21 protein-coding genes are annotated in these 17022 nt (G+C 57.2%); 16 read left to right on the top strand and 5 right to left on the bottom strand.

From position 1 onward, the window contains the following. The first annotated feature begins 3 nt into the window (after positions 1-3). From rsmG to DT594_RS11985, 16 genes are all read left to right on the top strand, one after another. A complete protein-coding gene (rsmG, locus tag DT594_RS12060; protein ID WP_096345522.1) occupies positions 4-648 on the top strand; it encodes a 16S rRNA (guanine(527)-N(7))-methyltransferase RsmG in 645 nt (214 codons plus the stop codon). A gap of 9 nt (positions 649-657) precedes the next feature. Then, positions 658-1461, top strand: a complete 804-nt coding sequence (locus DT594_RS12055; RefSeq protein ID WP_149332894.1) for a ParA family protein — start codon at positions 658-660, stop codon at positions 1459-1461. A 23-nt stretch (positions 1462-1484) separates the two neighbouring features. Then, the gene (locus DT594_RS12050; protein WP_096345524.1) at positions 1485-2345 is read left to right on the top strand and encodes a ParB/RepB/Spo0J family partition protein; all 861 of its coding nucleotides are present in this window, start codon (positions 1485-1487) and stop codon (positions 2343-2345) included. A 215-nt stretch (positions 2346-2560) separates the two neighbouring features. Continuing rightward, a complete protein-coding gene (locus DT594_RS12045) occupies positions 2561-2965 on the top strand; it encodes a F0F1 ATP synthase subunit I (protein ID WP_149332893.1) in 405 nt (134 codons plus the stop codon). Positions 2966-2977: 12 nt separating this feature from the next. Beyond that, the gene (atpB, locus tag DT594_RS12040; RefSeq protein ID WP_096345526.1) at positions 2978-3832 is read left to right on the top strand and encodes a F0F1 ATP synthase subunit A; all 855 of its coding nucleotides are present in this window, start codon (positions 2978-2980) and stop codon (positions 3830-3832) included. 63 nt (positions 3833-3895) lie between these two features. Next, complete coding sequence (atpE, locus tag DT594_RS12035; RefSeq protein WP_022960829.1) at positions 3896-4135, top strand: F0F1 ATP synthase subunit C; 240 nt, start codon at positions 3896-3898, stop codon at positions 4133-4135. A 95-nt stretch (positions 4136-4230) separates the two neighbouring features. Next, positions 4231-4701: a F0F1 ATP synthase subunit B gene (locus DT594_RS12030; RefSeq protein ID WP_149332892.1), complete on the top strand. Its 471-nt coding sequence runs from the start codon at positions 4231-4233 to the stop codon at positions 4699-4701. A 12-nt stretch (positions 4702-4713) separates the two neighbouring features. Continuing rightward, positions 4714-5250: a F0F1 ATP synthase subunit delta gene (locus tag DT594_RS12025; protein ID WP_149332891.1), complete on the top strand. Its 537-nt coding sequence runs from the start codon at positions 4714-4716 to the stop codon at positions 5248-5250. A gap of 15 nt (positions 5251-5265) precedes the next feature. Then, complete coding sequence (atpA, locus tag DT594_RS12020) at positions 5266-6810, top strand: F0F1 ATP synthase subunit alpha (protein ID WP_096345529.1); 1545 nt, start codon at positions 5266-5268, stop codon at positions 6808-6810. 74 nt (positions 6811-6884) lie between these two features. Next, entirely contained in the window at positions 6885-7748 is an 864-nt protein-coding gene (atpG, locus tag DT594_RS12015) for a F0F1 ATP synthase subunit gamma (protein WP_149332890.1), read from the top strand. Between the two features lie 48 nt (positions 7749-7796). Next, positions 7797-9173 (top strand): F0F1 ATP synthase subunit beta, encoded by a 1377-nt coding sequence (gene atpD / locus DT594_RS12010; protein WP_149332889.1) that lies wholly within the window; start codon positions 7797-7799, stop codon positions 9171-9173. Positions 9174-9215: 42 nt separating this feature from the next. Next, entirely contained in the window at positions 9216-9659 is a 444-nt protein-coding gene (locus DT594_RS12005) for a F0F1 ATP synthase subunit epsilon (RefSeq protein WP_149332888.1), read from the top strand. 213 nt (positions 9660-9872) lie between these two features. Beyond that, a complete protein-coding gene (glmU, locus tag DT594_RS12000; RefSeq protein WP_149332887.1) occupies positions 9873-11237 on the top strand; it encodes a bifunctional UDP-N-acetylglucosamine diphosphorylase/glucosamine-1-phosphate N-acetyltransferase GlmU in 1365 nt (454 codons plus the stop codon). A 95-nt stretch (positions 11238-11332) separates the two neighbouring features. Beyond that, entirely contained in the window at positions 11333-12520 is a 1188-nt protein-coding gene (cfaB, locus tag DT594_RS11995) for a C17 cyclopropane fatty acid synthase CfaB (RefSeq protein WP_149332886.1), read from the top strand. A 127-nt stretch (positions 12521-12647) separates the two neighbouring features. Then, positions 12648-13520: a flagellar brake protein gene (locus tag DT594_RS11990; protein ID WP_149332885.1), complete on the top strand. Its 873-nt coding sequence runs from the start codon at positions 12648-12650 to the stop codon at positions 13518-13520. Then, positions 13520-13993 (top strand): DUF192 domain-containing protein, encoded by a 474-nt coding sequence (locus tag DT594_RS11985; RefSeq protein WP_149332884.1) that lies wholly within the window; start codon positions 13520-13522, stop codon positions 13991-13993. Before DT594_RS11990 ends, DT594_RS11985 begins: the two co-directional genes overlap by 1 nt. A 7-nt stretch (positions 13994-14000) precedes the next feature. On the opposite strand, the gene DT594_RS11980 is transcribed toward DT594_RS11985, so the two are convergent. The 5 genes from DT594_RS11980 to tsaA form a co-directional block, all read right to left on the bottom strand. Continuing rightward, positions 14001-14360 (bottom strand): NADH:ubiquinone oxidoreductase, encoded by a 360-nt coding sequence (locus DT594_RS11980; protein WP_149332883.1) that lies wholly within the window; start codon positions 14358-14360, stop codon positions 14001-14003. 27 nt (positions 14361-14387) lie between these two features. Beyond that, positions 14388-15362, bottom strand: coding sequence for a CobW family GTP-binding protein (locus tag DT594_RS11975; protein ID WP_149333145.1), 975 nt, complete (start codon positions 15360-15362; stop codon positions 14388-14390). Between the two features lie 94 nt (positions 15363-15456). Beyond that, on the bottom strand, positions 15457-15804 hold the full coding sequence (locus DT594_RS11970) for an MmcQ/YjbR family DNA-binding protein (protein ID WP_149332882.1): 348 nt from the start codon (positions 15802-15804) through the stop codon (positions 15457-15459). Next, positions 15801-16160, bottom strand: coding sequence for a DUF3301 domain-containing protein (locus DT594_RS11965; protein ID WP_149332881.1), 360 nt, complete (start codon positions 16158-16160; stop codon positions 15801-15803). The genes DT594_RS11970 and DT594_RS11965 overlap by 4 nt, the downstream gene beginning before the upstream one ends. A gap of 153 nt (positions 16161-16313) precedes the next feature. Further along, positions 16314-17021, bottom strand: a complete 708-nt coding sequence (gene tsaA / locus DT594_RS11960; protein ID WP_149332880.1) for a tRNA (N6-threonylcarbamoyladenosine(37)-N6)-methyltransferase TrmO — start codon at positions 17019-17021, stop codon at positions 16314-16316. Between the last annotated feature and the right edge of the window lies 1 nt (position 17022).

Below are 17022 nucleotides of genomic sequence, written 5' to 3'. Positions count from 1 at the left end.
GCGATGGCCGATCATGCTGCTGAACTTATTCAAGGTGCTGCCGCCCTGGGCATCGAGCTGAGCCCGGAACAAACTCGGCAGCTGCTGGCCTATCTCGAGCTGTTGCACAAATGGAACAAGGCTTACAACCTGACAGCGGTGCGCGATCCGGATGAAATGGTCAGCCGCCATCTGCTCGACAGTCTGAGCATTTTGCCCTATGTGCAAGGCGAACGCTGGTTGGATGTGGGCAGTGGCGGCGGTATGCCGGGGATTATTCTGGCAATCATGCGGCCTGATGCGCGCTTCACCGTGCTCGATAGCAACGGCAAGAAAACCCGCTTTCTCACCCAGGTCCGACTGGAGCTGGGGTTGGCCAATCTGACCGTGGTGCAGAACCGCGTGGAAGCCTATCAGGCAGAGCAGCCGTTTCACGGCATTGTCTCCCGGGCCTTCAGTTCCCTCGCTGATTTTACTCATCTGACACGTCATCTGAGCGATACCGATACACGTTGGTTGGCAATGAAGGGGCAGTATCCGGAGGAGGAGTTGGCTGCATTGCCGGTCGACTTCCAGGTCACTGACAGCGCACAATTGGCGGTACCCGGTTGCCAGGGCAGCCGACATCTGCTGATACTGCAACGGCAGGTTCAGGCTGACAACGGATAGGAGGTCATAGTGGGCAAGGTATTGGCAATAGCCAACCAGAAAGGCGGCGTCGGCAAGACCACCACCTGCATCAACCTCGCCGCCTCGCTGGCTGCTACCAAACGCAAGGTGTTGCTGGTGGATCTGGATCCCCAGGGCAATGCGACCATGGGTAGCGGTATCGACAAATCCGATCTGGAGAATTCGGTTTACGAGTTGCTGACCGGTCGCTGTGAGCTGAAGCAGGCGCTGCAACGTTCCGAAAACGGTGGTTATGACATATTGCCGGCCAACGGTGATCTGACTGCTGCCGAAGTCGAACTGCTCGATGTGAAGATGAAGGAAAGCCGCCTGCGTTACGCGCTGACAACCCTGCGCAGTCAGTACGATTACATTCTGATCGATTGCCCGCCCTCGCTGAACATGTTGACCGTCAATGGATTGGTCGCCGCCGATGGGGTCATTATTCCCATGCAATGCGAATACTATGCGTTGGAAGGCCTGTCGGCGCTGGTCAATACTATCCAGCGGATCAGTTCGGTGCTTAATCCCACGCTGCAGATCGAAGGCTTGCTGCGCACCATGTACGATCCGCGCAATAGTCTGACGCTGGATGTATCGGCGCAGTTGACCAGTCACTTTGGTGACAAGCTGTACCAGACCGTGATCCCGCGTAATGTGCGTCTGGCCGAGGCGCCCAGCTTTGGCATGCCGGCGCTGACCTATGACAAGCAATCCCGAGGTGCTGTGGCTTATCTGGCGCTGGCCGGCGAAGTGGTAAGACGCTCCAAACAAGCTGCCAAAGCAAGTGCTCTGGCGAGCGCGAACGACTAATCGAATAAAAGGACAATACCGGCATGGCGGTCAAGAAACGCGGCTTGGGAAGGGGGCTGGATGCGCTGCTAGGGCAATCCAACAGCGCCGGTCAGGGATCTGAGAATCAGGAGCAACTGCTTAAGGAATTACCGGTTGATCTGATTCAGCGCGGCAAATACCAACCCCGCCGCGACATGGATCCCCAGGCTCTGGAAGAGCTGGCCAATTCCATTCGTGTGCAAGGCGTCATGCAGCCAATAGTGGTCCGCCCGATTGCCGAGGGTCGTTACGAAATCATCGCCGGCGAAAGGCGCTGGCGTGCCACACAGCAAGCCGGCCTGGATTCGATCCCGGCGGTAATCCGCGATGTACCCGACGAAGCGGCTATTGCCATGGCGCTGATCGAGAACATCCAGCGCGAAGATCTCAACCCGATCGAAGAAGCCATCGCCCTGCAACGTTTGCAGTTGGAGTTCGAACTGACCCAGCAGCAGGTTGCTGACGCGGTGGGTAAATCCCGGGTCAGCATTACCAATCTGCTGCGTCTGATGGCGCTGCCAGATGATGTCAAATTGTTACTGGAACGCGGTGATCTGGAAATGGGCCATGCGCGGGCTTTGCTGGGTTTGCCCAGCGAGGATCAGACAGCCGCGGCCCGGCAGGTAGTCGCCAAAGGTTTGACCGTTCGTCAGACTGAAGCATTGGTGCGCCAGTGGCTGAATCCCCGCCGCGAAGCCGGTGATACCCGCGCTAATCCTGATATTGAGCGGTTGCAACAGGATCTCGCCGAACGTATAGGCGCCGAAGTGAAGATTCAGCACGGCGCCAAGGGCAAGGGCAAACTGGTTATCAGCTATAGCTCGTTGGATGAACTTGATGGCGTGTTGATGCATATCAAGTGAGCCAGTTGGTGAATGCGGAAGAGACGTCATAGTCGCCAAACGGGCCGTCGAATGCGGCCTACTGATTGAAAAGACGGGGGATTCGCCCGGTTAGTGTTGAATCGGAGGATTATTCAACCTATACTCCTCGCGCTATTTTAGCTGGTGAAATGCACCAGTTTGTTGCGGGGAAAGCCCCGGAAAAGAACCTGAAGCAGCGGTCGCGAGGCGGGTAAATGGACGCAAGAACGCCCAATAGAACCCCTTTCCATCGCTTGCCAGCTTTCCCGGTGTTGTTGCTTCAAGCTTGCGTAGCCCTTTTGGCAGCGCTGATTCTGTGGTTTTTCCAGAATCCTGTAGCCGGATATTCCGGCCTCTTGGGTGGACTTGTCGCGCTGGTCCCCAATGCCTATTTTGCTTATCGGGTGTACCGCTATAGCGGAGCCCGATCAGCCCAGGCCATCGTCCGTGAATTTTATTCCGGCGAGGCTGGCAAAATAATATTGACCGCCGCACTTTTTGTGCTGGTGTGGGTAGGTGTAAAGCCGCTGGAGGCGACCGCAGTATTTGCTGGTTACCTCGCGGTGCTGGCCGTCGGAGCCAGTGGCCTGCTCATAGTCAAACGATTTCAAAAGCATTAGTCAGAGGCAAATATGGCAGGCACTTCAGCTGAATATATCCAGCACCATTTGCAGAACCTCACTTACGGCAAATTGCCCGCAGGTTACGAGCGTTATGACGGCACAGTTGTTCAGGAAACCACCTGGACGCTAGCCCAATCAGGCGCTGAAGCAACCGACATGGGCTTTATGGCGTTTCACGTGGATACCCTGGGTTGGTCGGTATTCATGGGTCTGATTTTCCTGTTCCTGTTCCGCACCGTTGCCAAGCGCGCCACGGTTGGCGTGCCGGGCAAGCTGCAGAACGTCGTCGAGATGACCGTGGAGTTCATCCAGGGCATCGTCAAGGATACTTTCCACGGCCGTAACGCCTTGGTTGCGCCTCTGGCGTTGACCATTTTCGTCTGGGTGTTCCTGATGAACTCCCTGAAATGGATACCGGTGGATTACATCCCCGGCCTGGCCACCGCTCTGGGACTGGATTACTTCAAGATCGTGCCGACGGCTGATCCGAACGGTACCTTTGGTATTTCCCTGGGTGTCTTCATCCTGATTATTTTCTACAGTTTCAAGGTCAAGGGCTTCGGCGGCTTTATCAAGGAACTGTCCTTCACCCCTTTCAAGCACTGGGCGTTGATTCCGTTCAACCTGTTCCTTGAACTGCTCGGCCTGCTGACCAAACCACTGAGTCTGGCATTGCGACTGTTCGGTAACATGTACGCCGGTGAAGTGGTCTTTATTCTGATCGCGCTACTGCCGTTCTACCTCCAATGGGGTCTGAACGTGCCATGGGCAATCTTCCATATTCTAGTCATTCCGCTACAGGCCTTCATCTTCATGGTGCTGACTGTGGTGTATCTAAGTGCGGCTCATGAGGATGCTCACTGACCGCACTCGAACCCTGTTCAATCAACCAACCTTGAACTGCAACCTTGAACTTTAGGAGTAATTATGGAACTCGTAATCATTGCTGCCTCCATCATGATCGGTCTGGGCGCCCTGGGTACCGGTATTGGCTTCGCCCTGCTGGGTGGCAAGCTGCTGGAATCCACTGCACGTCAGCCTGAGCTGGGCCCGCAGCTGCAAACCAAAACCTTCCTGATGGCCGGTCTGCTCGACGCCGTGCCGATGATCGGTGTTGGTATCGCGATGTACCTGATCTTCGTTGTTGCCCCTGGCGTTGCCGCTTAATTCAGATGACTGATCTCCGGTAAGCCACGGTTTGCCGGACCTATCATCTGGATCAAGAGATCCGGGACTCAACGAATAGCACGAGGTAAATCGCTGTGAATATTAATCTGACGCTGTTTGGTCAAACGATTGCCTTCGCTATTTTTGTCTGGTTCTGCATGAAGTATGTGTGGCCGCCGATCACGGCAGCCATGGCAGAGCGCCAGAAAAAAATCGCTGAAGGTCTGGACGCGGCTGGCCGCGCCCAACGTGACCTTGACCTGGCCCAAGAGAAAGCTTCCCAGACCCTGCGTGAAACCAAGGAACAGGCTACTCAGATCATCGAGCAAGCCAACAAGAGTGCCAACCTCATTGTTGAGGAAGCTAAAGAGCAGGCACGTTCCGAAGGTGAACGTCTGATCACAGCCGCTAAGGCCGAGATCGAACAGGAAGTGAATCGCGCCAAGGATGACCTTCGGGCCCAGGTGGCCGTATTGGCCGTTCGGGGCGCTGAGCAAATTCTGGGGTCGGAAATCGACGCCAAGGCGCACAGTGAGCTGGTCAATAAATTGGCCTCACAACTCTAAGCGAGGCGAGCTATGGCTACTATCAATACGCTAGCTCGGCCTTACGCAAAAGCAGCTTTTGAACACGCTTCTGCTGCCGGTGGTCTGGATGCCTGGTCTGGCATGCTGACCCTGGCAGCAGCGGCCGTTCAGGATGACGCTTTTGCCGCGAGGATGCGTAATCCCGGTCTGACCGAGGAACGCAAGGCCGACGACCTGCTCATGGTGTGCGAGGGTCATGTGGATGAGGCTTTCGGTAATTTTATCCGGACGCTGTCTGAGCATGACCGTTTGCCCTTGATCCCGGTTATTGCCGAGCTCTATGAGCAACACAAGGCAGAACATGATCGTAGCGTGGCAGTCGAGGTGGAATCCGCCTTTGAGCTGAGCGACGATCAACAGAAAACGCTGGCAACCGCTCTTTCCAAGCGGTTAGACCGGACAGTAACTCCTCATGTGACCATCAACCCGGCCTTGATCGGCGGTGTGTTGATTCGTGCGGGTGACTTGGTCATCGACGGTTCGGTCCGCGGCAAGCTGGATAAGCTGGCCGAGGCGTTGAAATCCTGATTTGAGGGACATGGCATGCAGCAATTGAATCCTTCCGAAATTAGCGAAATTATCAAGCAGCGCATCGAGAAACTCGATGTGTCTTCGCAGGCTCGCAATGTAGGCACCATCGTCAGCGTTTCCGACGGTATCGTGCGCATTCACGGCCTTGCTGATGTGATGTACGGGGAAATGATTGAATTCCCCGGTGGTGTATACGGTATGGCACTGAACCTGGAGCAGGACTCCGTGGGTTCTGTTGTATTGGGTGATTACCTGAATCTGACCGAAGGCATGACAGCCAAATGTACCGGTCGTATTCTGGAAGTTCCGGTCGGCCCCGAGTTGCTCGGTCGCGTTGTTGACGCGCTGGGTAACCCGATTGACGGCAAGGGCGTAATCGATGCCAAACTGACTGACGCGGTAGAAAAGGTTGCGCCTGGCGTAATCTGGCGTAAGTCGGTAGATCAGCCGGTCCAGACCGGCTACAAGTCCATCGATGCGATGATCCCGATTGGCCGTGGTCAGCGTGAGCTGATCATCGGTGACCGTCAGACAGGTAAGACGGCCATCGCGATCGACGCGATCATCAACCAGAAAGATTCCGGCATCAAGTGTGTGTACGTGGCTATCGGTCAGAAGCAGTCGACCATCGCCAACGTCGTACGCAAGCTGGAAGAGCATGGCGCGATGAGCAACACCATCGTCGTTGCGGCTTCCGCTTCCGAGCCGGCTGCCCTGCAATTCCTGGCACCTTACTCAGGCTGCACCATGGGCGAGTACTTCCGTGACCGTGGTGAAGACGCGCTGATCATCTACGATGATCTGTCCAAGCAGGCTATTGCCTACCGTCAGATCTCGCTGTTGCTGCGTCGTCCGCCGGGTCGTGAAGCCTACCCCGGCGACGTGTTCTATCTCCACAGCCGTCTGCTGGAGCGCGCATCGCGCATCTCCGAGGACTATGTCGAGAAGCTCACCAACGGTGAAGTGAAGGGCAAGACCGGTTCTCTGACCGCACTGCCGATCATTGAAACGCTGGCGGGTGACGTATCAGCATTCGTACCGACCAACGTGATCTCGATCACTGACGGCCAGATCTTCCTGGAATCCAACCTGTTCAACGCAGGTATCCGCCCGGCCGTTAACGCCGGTGTATCGGTATCCCGTGTTGGTGGTGCAGCCCAGACCAAGATCATCAAGAAGCTGTCCGGTGGTATTCGTACCGCGCTGGCCCAGTATCGTGAACTGGCGGCTTTCGCCCAGTTTGCTTCGGACCTCGATGAGGCTACCCGTAAGCAGCTAGAGCATGGTCAGCGGGTTACCGAGCTGATGAAGCAGCACCAGTATGCGCCTATGTCGATCGCTGACATGGCCATCAGTCTGTACGCTGCCGAGAAGGGCTTCCTGGTCGATGTCGAGCTGAACAAGGTCGGCCCGTTCGAGAAGGCTTTGCTCGCTTACTTCAAACGTGACAAGGCCGATCTGTTGGCCAAGATCAACGAGAAGGGCGACTACAACGACGAGATCGAAGCCGGTATCAAGTCTGGCATCGAGAACTTCAAGGCAACCCAGAGCTGGTAAGCCGAGCGCGGGGCATGATTCGATCATGTCCCGCATCGTGCGATCTGGCCTCGGGCTAACCTGAAAGGTGAGACATGGCAGGCGCAAAAGAGATACGCGGTAAAATTTCGAGTATCAAAAGTACTCAGAAGATCACCAGCGCCATGGAGAAGGTGGCGGTCAGCAAAATGCGCAGAGCACAACAGCGCATGGCCTCCAGCCGTCCCTACGCTGAGCGTATCCGTCAGGTCATTGGCCATCTGGCCAATGCCAATCCCGAATATCGTCACCCGTTCATGCAAGAGCGTGAAGTCAAACGGGTCGGCTATATCGTGGTCAGTACGGATCGGGGTCTTTGCGGTGGCTTGAACACCAACCTGTTCAAGGCGCTGGTACAAAACATGAAAGAGTGGCGTGACCGTAACGTCGAGACCGAGCTGTGCGTGATTGGCAGCAAGGGCGCCGCGTTTTTTCGCAGTTATGGCGGTAACGTTGTCGCAGCGATCAGTCACCTGGGCGAACAGCCCTCGTTGAATGATCTGATCGGTAGCGTCAAGGTCATGCTCGATGGTTATCAGGAAGGTCGTATCGACCGCTTGTACCTGGTCTCCAATGCCTTTGTGAACACCATGGTGCAAACGCCCAAGGTCGAACAAATGATCCCGCTGGTTCCGGCTGACAAAGAGGAACTCAAGGGGCATTGGGACTACGTTTACGAGCCTGACGCCAACGAGCTGCTCGATGGCCTGTTGACCCGTTATATCGAGTCGCAGGTATATCAGGCAGTGATCGAGAACAACGCCAGCGAACAGGCGGCACGGATGATCGCAATGAAAAACGCGACCGACAACGCAGGGGATATCATCGACAGCCTGCAGCTTATCTACAACAAAGCTCGTCAGTCTGCGATCACCCAGGAAATTTCGGAAATCGTCGGCGGCGCCGCCGCAGTCTCTTGAGACTTCGGACAGACGATAACGGTTTCATACCACTTAGAGGAACCAAACATGAGTAGCGGACGTATCGTTCAAATCATCGGTGCCGTCATTGACGTGGAATTCCCACGTGACAGCGTGCCGAAGGTGTATGACGCGCTGCATGTCGACGAAAAGGGTCTGACCCTGGAAGTCCAGCAGCAATTGGGTGATGGCATCGTACGGACCATCGCCATGGGTACCACCGAAGGTGTCAAGCGCGGCCTGGCCGTCAGCAGCACCGGTGCAGCCATCACCGTTCCAGTGGGCGTCAAGACCCTGGGCCGGATCATGGACGTACTCGGCAACCCCATCGACGAAGCCGGCCCGATTGGCGAAGAAGAGCGCTGGGGCATTCACCGCCCAGCACCTTCCTACGCAGAACAGGCCAGCTCCAACGAACTGCTGGAAACGGGCATCAAGGTTATCGACCTGATCTGCCCGTTTGCCAAGGGCGGTAAAGTCGGTCTGTTCGGTGGTGCCGGTGTTGGTAAAACCGTAAACATGATGGAGCTGATCCGTAACATCGCCATCGAGCACAGCGGTTATTCCGTATTTGCCGGTGTGGGTGAGCGGACTCGTGAAGGTAACGACTTCTATCACGAGATGAAGGACTCCAACGTACTGGACAAGGTAGCCCTGGTTTACGGTCAGATGAACGAGCCGCCGGGTAACCGTCTGCGCGTAGCACTGACTGGCCTGACCATGGCCGAGAAATTCCGGGACGAAGGTCGTGACGTACTGTTGTTCATCGACAACATCTACCGTTACACCCTGGCCGGTACCGAAGTATCCGCACTGTTGGGCCGTATGCCTTCAGCGGTAGGTTACCAGCCAACGCTGGCCGAGGAGATGGGTGTTCTGCAGGAGCGTATTACCTCCACCAAGCAGGGCTCCATTACGTCGATTCAGGCGGTATACGTACCAGCCGATGACTTGACTGACCCCTCGCCAGCCACCACCTTCGCTCACTTGGATGCGACCGTGGTACTGTCTCGTGATATCGCCTCGCTGGGTATCTACCCTGCAGTAGATCCGCTGGACTCCACCTCCCGTCAGCTGGACCCCCAGGTGATTGGTCAGGAGCACTACGATACTGCCCGTGGCGTACAGTATGTTCTGCAGCGCTACAAAGAGCTGAAAGACATCATCGCGATTCTGGGTATGGACGAACTGTCCGAGGAAGACAAGCAACTGGTAGCCCGCGCTCGTAAGATCCAGCGTTACCTGTCGCAGCCGTTCTTCGTGGCCGAAGTCTTCACCGGTTCGCCAGGCAAGTACGTTTCTCTGAAGGACACTATCCGTGCCTTCAAAGGCATTCTGGATGGCGAGTTCGACCACCTGCCCGAGCAGGCGTTCTACATGGTCGGCACCATCGATGAAGCCATCGAGAAAGCCAAGAAAATGTAATGCTAGCGCCCGCGCAAGCGGGCGCAGAATCGAGGCAATGACATGGCTATGACAGTGCACTGCGATATCGTCAGCGCGGAAGAAGAGCTGTTCTCAGGCCTGGTTTCGATGGTCGTCGCACACGGCAACATGGGTGATCTGGGTATTCTGCCAGGTCACACGCCGTTGCTTACCGACCTCAAGCCCGGCCCGGTTCGGGTGATCAAGCAGGATGGCAGCGAGGAAGTGTTCTACATTTCTGGCGGCTTCCTGGAGATCCAGCCGAGCATGGTCAAGGTGCTTGCCGACACGGCTATCCGTGCTGGCGACATCGACGAAGCATCTGCAGTTGAAGCGAAAAAGGCCGCTGAAAAGGCCTTGAGCGAGAAGGGCGCCGAGTTCGATTACGGTTCCGCTTCTGCGCGTCTTGCTGAAGCTGCAGCCCAGCTGCGTACCGTGCAGGAACTGCGCAAGAAATACGGCGGACCGGCATTCAACAATCGCTGAGTTCGTTTGCAATAAAAAAGGCAGCCTCGGCTGCCTTTTTTATTGCGCTGCAAGCGGCAAGCTACGGGCGACAAGTAGTTCGAGTGAACTTGTGTTTTTCTTGCTGATCTGAGGAGAGTGCTTGGCGGCTCGCCGCCAAGGCCATCCTGATAACGCTTGCAGCTCGCAGCTTTGCTATCATCCACCCACTCTCCACCAACCACGGTTCTCACTATGATATTGGATATCGTCATTCTCGCCGCCGGCCAAGGCACCCGTATGCGTTCAGCACTACCCAAGGTGCTTCACCCGGTAGCTGGCAAGCCGATGCTTGGGCATGTTATCGATTGCGCCCGGGCGCTGACACCTCGGCGCATCCATGTGGTGATCGGCCACGGAGCGGACAAGGTGCGTGAGACCCTGGCGGCCGACGATATCAATTGGGTAGTGCAAAGTGAGCAGCTCGGTACCGGGCATGCGGTGGCGCAGGCGTTGCCTGATATCACCGATGCGGATCAGATCCTGGTGCTCTACGGCGATGTGCCGCTGCTGCGCGCGGAGACTCTGCAGCGTCTGAGCACGCAGGCCGGCGTTCAGGCGTTGGGCCTGTTGACGGTGACTATGGCTGATCCCACCGGCTATGGGCGTATTGTTCGCAGCCCGAGCGGCGCAGTGAAAGCCATTGTTGAGCAGAAGGATGCCAGCGCGGAGCACCTGCTGATCACCGAAGGTAATACCGGCATCATGGCGCTGCCCGGTAACCAGGCAGCCCAGTGGCTTTCCAGCCTGTCGAATGACAACGCCCAGGGCGAATATTACCTGACCGACGTAGTGGCGTTGGCAGTCAGCCACAAGGTCCCGGTAGAAGTGGCGCAACCGCTGGATGAGCTTGAGGTAATGGGCGCCAACAACCGTCAGCAGCTCTCTGTCCTTGAGCGCGCGTGGCAGCAGCGGGAAGGCCTGCGCTTGATGAGCGAAGGCGTGACACTGGCGGATCCGGCCCGCCTTGATGTACGCGGTACCGTCAAGGTAGGGCGGGATATCTTCATGGATATCAACGTGGTGCTGGAAGGCGAGGTCGAGATTGGCGATAACGTCGACATCGGACCCCATTGCGTCATCCGTAACAGCCGTATCGCCGCCGGTACTGTGATCAAAGCGTTCAGCCATATCGACGGCGCCGATGTAGGCGAACGCTGCGATATCGGCCCGTATGCGCGGCTGCGTCCAGGCACCCGGATGCATGCCGGGGCGAAAATCGGCAATTTTGTCGAAACCAAGAAAGCTGAAATCGGCGCTGACTCCAAAATCAATCATCTGTCCTACGTAGGTGATGCGGTAGTGGGTGCCCAGGTCAATATCGGCGCCGGTACCATCACCTGCAACTATGACGGGGTGAACAAATTCGTCACGCGCATAGATGATGGCGTGTTTATCGGCTCCAACACCGCCCTGGTGGCGCCCGTCAGCGTTGGTGCCGGCGCGACCACGGCAGCGGGATCCACTGTCACCCAGGATGTGCCTGCCCAGGCCTTGGCGGTAGGCCGCGCCAGGCAGAAGAATATCGAAGGTTGGAAACGTCCGAGCAAGAAGACCTGAATAAGGAATTTGCTGGCGACGTGACAGCTGAGCAACTTGATCTATATTGAAGGGAGAGATGGCTAACCGCTATTTGGTCGCTTTGGAGGGTCGGTATGCTGACGCAACTGTCCGAGAGCCTGAGCAAGTTGAAGCTGCCCTTGAGAGTCAGTCTGGCGGGCGGGCCCAGTCTCGATCTGGGTCCAGATCCGCGAGTAACCCTCGAGATCCTTGACCCATTGTTGCTCAACGATCTGCGCCAACCCAGCCTGGACAAGCTCGGGGAGGCGTTTATCGATCAGCGCATGGAAGTACGTGGCCCGATCATGGATGTGGTCGAGATTGCCGACCACCTGAGCATGGGCCTGCTCGGTGACAATAGCGAGCCGGTGTGCTCCCGCACGACGCATGACAAGGCCATGGACGCCGAGGCCATCGCATACCATTATGATATTTCCAATGACTTCTATCGCCTCTGGCTCGACCCGGAGATGGTCTACTCCTGCGCGTATTTCCGCGATCCCCTGCACGACAGTCTGGCCCAGGCGCAGATCAACAAGCTGGATCATCTGTGTCGCAAGCTCCGCTTGAAGCCGGGAGAGCGTCTGCTGGATGTGGGTTGTGGCTGGGGCGGTCTGGCTCGTCACGCGGCACGGCACTATGGTGTAAGCGTATACGGGATCACCCTGAGCAAGGAACAGCTCGAGCTGGCCAGAGAGAAAAACGCCGAACAGGGTCTGGAAGACTCCATTGAGCTGCAGCTACAGGATTATCGGGATCTGCCCGGCGATCAGGCGTTCGACAAGGTGGTCAGCGTCGGCATGTTTGAGCATGTCGGTCATGCCAATCTGCAACATTACTTCAAAATGCTGTATGACCAGGTCAAACCGGGCGGACTGGTCATGAACCACGGCATCACCGCCAAATACGTTGACGGCCGCCCGGTAAGTCGCGGCGCTGGGACCTTTATCGGTCGGTATGTGTTCCCCCACGGCGAGTTACCCCACCTGTCCACGGCGATTGCCAGTATGAGCGAGGAGGGACTGGAAGTAGTCGATGTAGAAAGCCTGCGCCTTCACTATGCTCGCACCCTGGAGCATTGGAGTACCAATCTCGAAGCGCGGCTGGAGGAGGCTCGAGCGCTGGTTTCAGACAAGACCTTGCGCATCTGGCGCATCTATCTCGCTGGGTGTGCCTATGGCTTTCGCAAAAATTGGATGAATATTCACCAGATACTGGCGGTCAAACCGCTGCCAGGGGGGCAGCACCACCTGCCCTGGACGCGGGATGACATATATTCCTGATGCAGCGCCTTGCTCCCGCCGTCCAGAGCGGTCCGCTGAATTCTGGAAAAGATTGATAGCACTGTGCCTGTTACGCCTGTGATACATTTGCGGGGTAGTGATCCCCGATTTGGAATGGAGACCAAGCGTGACTTTGATACCTCTTACAGAACGAGAAGTCGGCGTGGGCAAACCTTTGCCATGGGACGTTCTGGACGCTGAGGGCAGTGTGTTGCTGGAGCAGTCGCGCATTATTGATAGCGAACCGTTACTGGCTCAGCTGTTGAAGATGGGACTCTTTCGAGCGGCCCCCGAACGCAACGCGGCCGAGGAAAAGCTTGATGTTGCCGGCAATGGTGCGACCGCCGAAGTACAGACCTCCAGTTTGTCGCAAATTCAGCTAGCCCCCGGGGATCTGGTGCAGTTGCAGACATTGCATCCGACGCATGCCGAGCGTTATCAGGTACGCATGATCGGGTTTCACGCACCCGTGAGCCTGATGGTGACTTCTCCCACAGTCCAGGGTCGTCTGGTATTCGTCAAGGAAGGCCAACAGTTTCTGGTCCGCGGGTTTGTGGGTAAGGATGCGGTCGCTTACAAGACGCGCGTGATCAAGTCGAACCTGTCGCCTTTCCCCTATCTGCATCTGGCTTACCCGGAAACCGTACAGTCCATGCGTATCCGAGGCTCCTCGCGCGTATCAGTGGAACTGGTAACCTCGGTTAATGGTCCCGCCGGTTCGGCGGCGGCCAAGATCGTTGACCTCAGTTGCGGTGGCGCTCGCATGATGTCGCCCAAACCGGTAGCCGCCAAGGGCGATGATGTAAAACTCTCGTTTCGTATCAACCCATCCGGGCTGGATGTGTATCTGACCATCAATGCCAAGGTGCGCGCGGTTAGCCGCGATGAAACGGCCAATAGCCAGGTAGCGACCGGCGTCGAATTTGTTGACCTGAATGAACAAGACAGGTTGTATCTGACTAATATGGTCTACCAGAACCTACTCAAAGATAACCTCTGATGCGCTCACTCCTGACTGCTCTGACAGGCTGCATACTGTTGATACTGGCATGCAGCGTGGTGGCCGAACCTGCTGCTGAAGGCGAGTGGTGGATCATGCAGCTGGCGGACGAAACCTTCCGGATAGAGCGGGTGGCTGACCCGGAAAGCCGCCGCCAAGGTTTGATGGGAAGGAGATTGGCTCCTGATGAGGGCATGTTGTTCGATTTTCCAGCGGGTACAGTCCCGGCCATCTGGATGCGCAACATGCAGATCAGTCTCGATCTGGTCTATATCGATGAGCGTGGGCAGATTACTAATATCTTTGCCGCGGTGCCGCCGTGCCGGAATATGCCCTGCGACATCTACCAGGCCGATCGCCCTTTGCGCTTCGTACTGGAGTTGCCGGCAGGGACTGCTGCACGCCTGGGGCTCACCGTAGGCCACCAGTTGCCGATGGATGAGCTACGGGCATTGCCGGTGCCCTCCGCATAAACTGCCCTCAGGGCGTGTCCCAGCGTCCTTCGCTGATGTTTTCACAGTATGCCTTAAGTATAGGTGCGTCATCGGCGTCGCTGTAGTAATGAATTGCCTGCTCGTAGGCCACGCCCGGCGTTTTCGCGCCATGACAGATTCCATAAGCGCCCTCAGGACATTCCTCGGTGAAAGCCACGTCAAAGGAGCGGTCGGGTATCTGCGGCTGGCAGAAGCTGTCGGTAAATAGCGACGGCGGTATGTTGATGTTCTGCTGGCACATGCGAATCGGCAACTGATCGTCATTGGAGCTGATCACGCACGCCGTCGCCATTACCTGAGAGCTGAACAGAGCCAGCATTGCACTACTGAGAAGGGTAAATTTCATGGTCTGCGCTGCATAAAAGGTTCTACCTTAATGGTTGCTCGTGGCCGCCCGCAAGCTGTTCTGCAGCGCTACCTGGTCGGGACGTTGTGCTGTCAGCAGCTCGATGCGGTTATCCTTATTCCAGCCGCTGTGTTGCCAGGCAATCGTCTCCCCTGGCAAGGCATTGAATGCCATCCAGCCGCCAGTGGTATGCACAACGCCTTTGGCGCGGATCCAGCGCTGCGTCGCCAGCCAGCTCTGCAGTGCTTCCGGCTCAAACAGCACATCAGGGTGCATGCGCCAGCCGATACTGTGGTGGGCCTCCATGCTCTGCACCCTGCAATGCCAATCCTCGATCGTTCTCCACAAGACCGGCATGTCCGGCAAAGCGGCGGCGTCAGGCAGGGCAGTGGCCTCGCTGCAGGCCGTGGTCGTGGTCGTGGTCGTGGGTAAAAGGTCGAAACTGATATTGGCCTTGTCGCACCAGAGTATTTGCCGATCTGGAAGTGAAGTGGCAATCCTTTGCTTGGCCAGAGCGTCCAAATCCACAGACTTATTCAGCAATAACAACCCGGCCTCTGGTAGCGCCAGGCGTTGCGACTCTGCCAACGGCTTGCCGCTGGCCAGTTGGCCGGCGTCCAGGACCATGATCAACGGCTGCAGCGCTAGTACCCCTTGCCAGGGTGGGGCCGCCAACTGCTGCTGCAGCTTGAGTGGATGGCCAAGCCCTGACGCTTCGATAAACACGCGAGTCGGTCGCGCTTTACGCAGCAGACGGTTCAAGCCGACCTGAAAAGGCAGGCCGTTCACACAACATAGGCAGCCGCCCGGCACTTCTGCGAGAGCAACGCCCTGGGCGTCGCTTTCCAGTAGAGCGGCATCAATGCCGATCTGGCCAAACTCGTTGATTAATATGCCCCACTTTTCGCCGCTCGGCCGCTGGCGTAACAGCTGTTTGAGCAATGTGGTCTTGCCCGCACCTAAGGGGCCGGCTATCAGATGGGTGGGGATATTCTCGATCATGTTGCCAAGCATAAAGCCAGAGCCCAGCCGCTGCCAGCCCTGAGGGTTCCACGTGGAACCTGCACCTCTTCCCTCAAACCTGTAAATTTTGCTCTCAGGGAAGGATCAGACCTGCTTGTAGGCGTTTTGGCAACCTGCCGACCACTAGTTGATGAGATTCGCGGACCAATCCGCGCAGCTCTTCAGTGGTGAGTTTGTAAGGGTAGTCGAGGCTTACCCAGTGCGCGCGGGCCAGGTAGGGCGATGGATGAAACCCTGGCCGGTCGCAAAATCCGAGAAAAAGGGGTTGATCCACCTTGAACGCGCAGCTATCGGTGGTCAAATCAATCAGCGCAAACATTTTGGTACCTGCGACCGAGAACACCCGATTTTGACCCCATTTGAGATCCTCTCGGGCGCCGGGCAGGCTCAGGCAAAAGTGCGACAGTTCGGCGGCATTCATAGCAGCTTTTCGCGCAGATTCGGATCATCCGGCCCCGCGCTGGGAAAGGGGTGCGGCGCCAATTCTATGCCGAGCAGGCGCGCCCCGTGTAGCTGAATATTGCCGTGGTATCGCCTTTCACCGGTGACGGTAAACTCAAACCCATAGCGGCGGACCACGCCAAAGCGGCCGCCCCGGTTGCGTGCCAGACGAATTCGGTTAAGGACGATGCTTTCGTCGAGCAACTGCACATCCACCTGCTTGCAATGCTGCCTGACCAGAATCAGAGCCCGGTCACGCAAGCCCAGGCCTCGCCATATCCAGGTGCCGATCAGGCCCGCCAGCATCAGCAGGGCCACATGGCTCAGATCAAACATCAGGCATCCTCTCGGGCAGATTAGTCGTCAGGCTACGCCATGGAGTCATACAGGGAGAGGGCAACCGGCGAGCCAACAATGGCGCGAGTATAGCTGCTGGTGGCCGCGTTAGTCGCGCCTTGGGGCCGGTCAGGCAGCGACCATACATGCCATTCAATGCGCGGCCGGCAAGATCTGTTCGATAGACAAAACGCAGATACGATCAGGTTGCGGGTAATGCCAGCACACATTCAGATCCCAGAAGCGTACCCCATAGCGGCGCTCCGTCCCCGGCTGCTGATAAGCAGGCTTGGGATCTTGCGCCAGGCACTGCTCGATTACCTCGACAACTGGCTGGCACAAGCGGTCAGCCTGGTCTCGGGCCTGTTGCAGGGCGGCGGGTGCCCAATCAACTGCCAGCAGGATCGGTGCGGCATCGGCCAGGCTGTTGCTGGCCATCGGCAGACTGTCAGCGTAGGGCACATAGGGTTTGATATCGAGGATGGGGGTGCCGTCCAGTAGATCGATCGACGAGATCCGCAGACGGCCCGGCTCTATGCCGTCGAGTTTCACCACGGACTGGCCGATAGGGTTGGGTCTATGGGTCGAGCGGCTGGCAAAAACGCCGATGCGCTGGTTGCCACCCAATCGCGGCGGCCTGACCCGAAGATGGGTCGGACCCGACGGCGCGGCGTGGAACACGAACAACAGCCACAGGTGGGACACCCCCTCCAGCCCGGCGACTGCCTCAGGTTGATCATAGGGCGGTAACAGTTCGATCACGCCGCTGGCGGCGGGCGCCAGACTTGGCTGCCTGGGTATGGCGAATTTCTCGCTGAAGCAGGAGCGGACGACCGCTATTGGTTCGAACTGATAAGCCATG

Origin of the sequence: Halopseudomonas laoshanensis, assembly GCF_008365385.1 — a bacterium.
Lineage (GTDB): Bacteria > Pseudomonadota > Gammaproteobacteria > Pseudomonadales > Pseudomonadaceae > Halopseudomonas > Halopseudomonas laoshanensis.
This window is presented reverse-complemented; position numbering and strand designations above follow the sequence as displayed.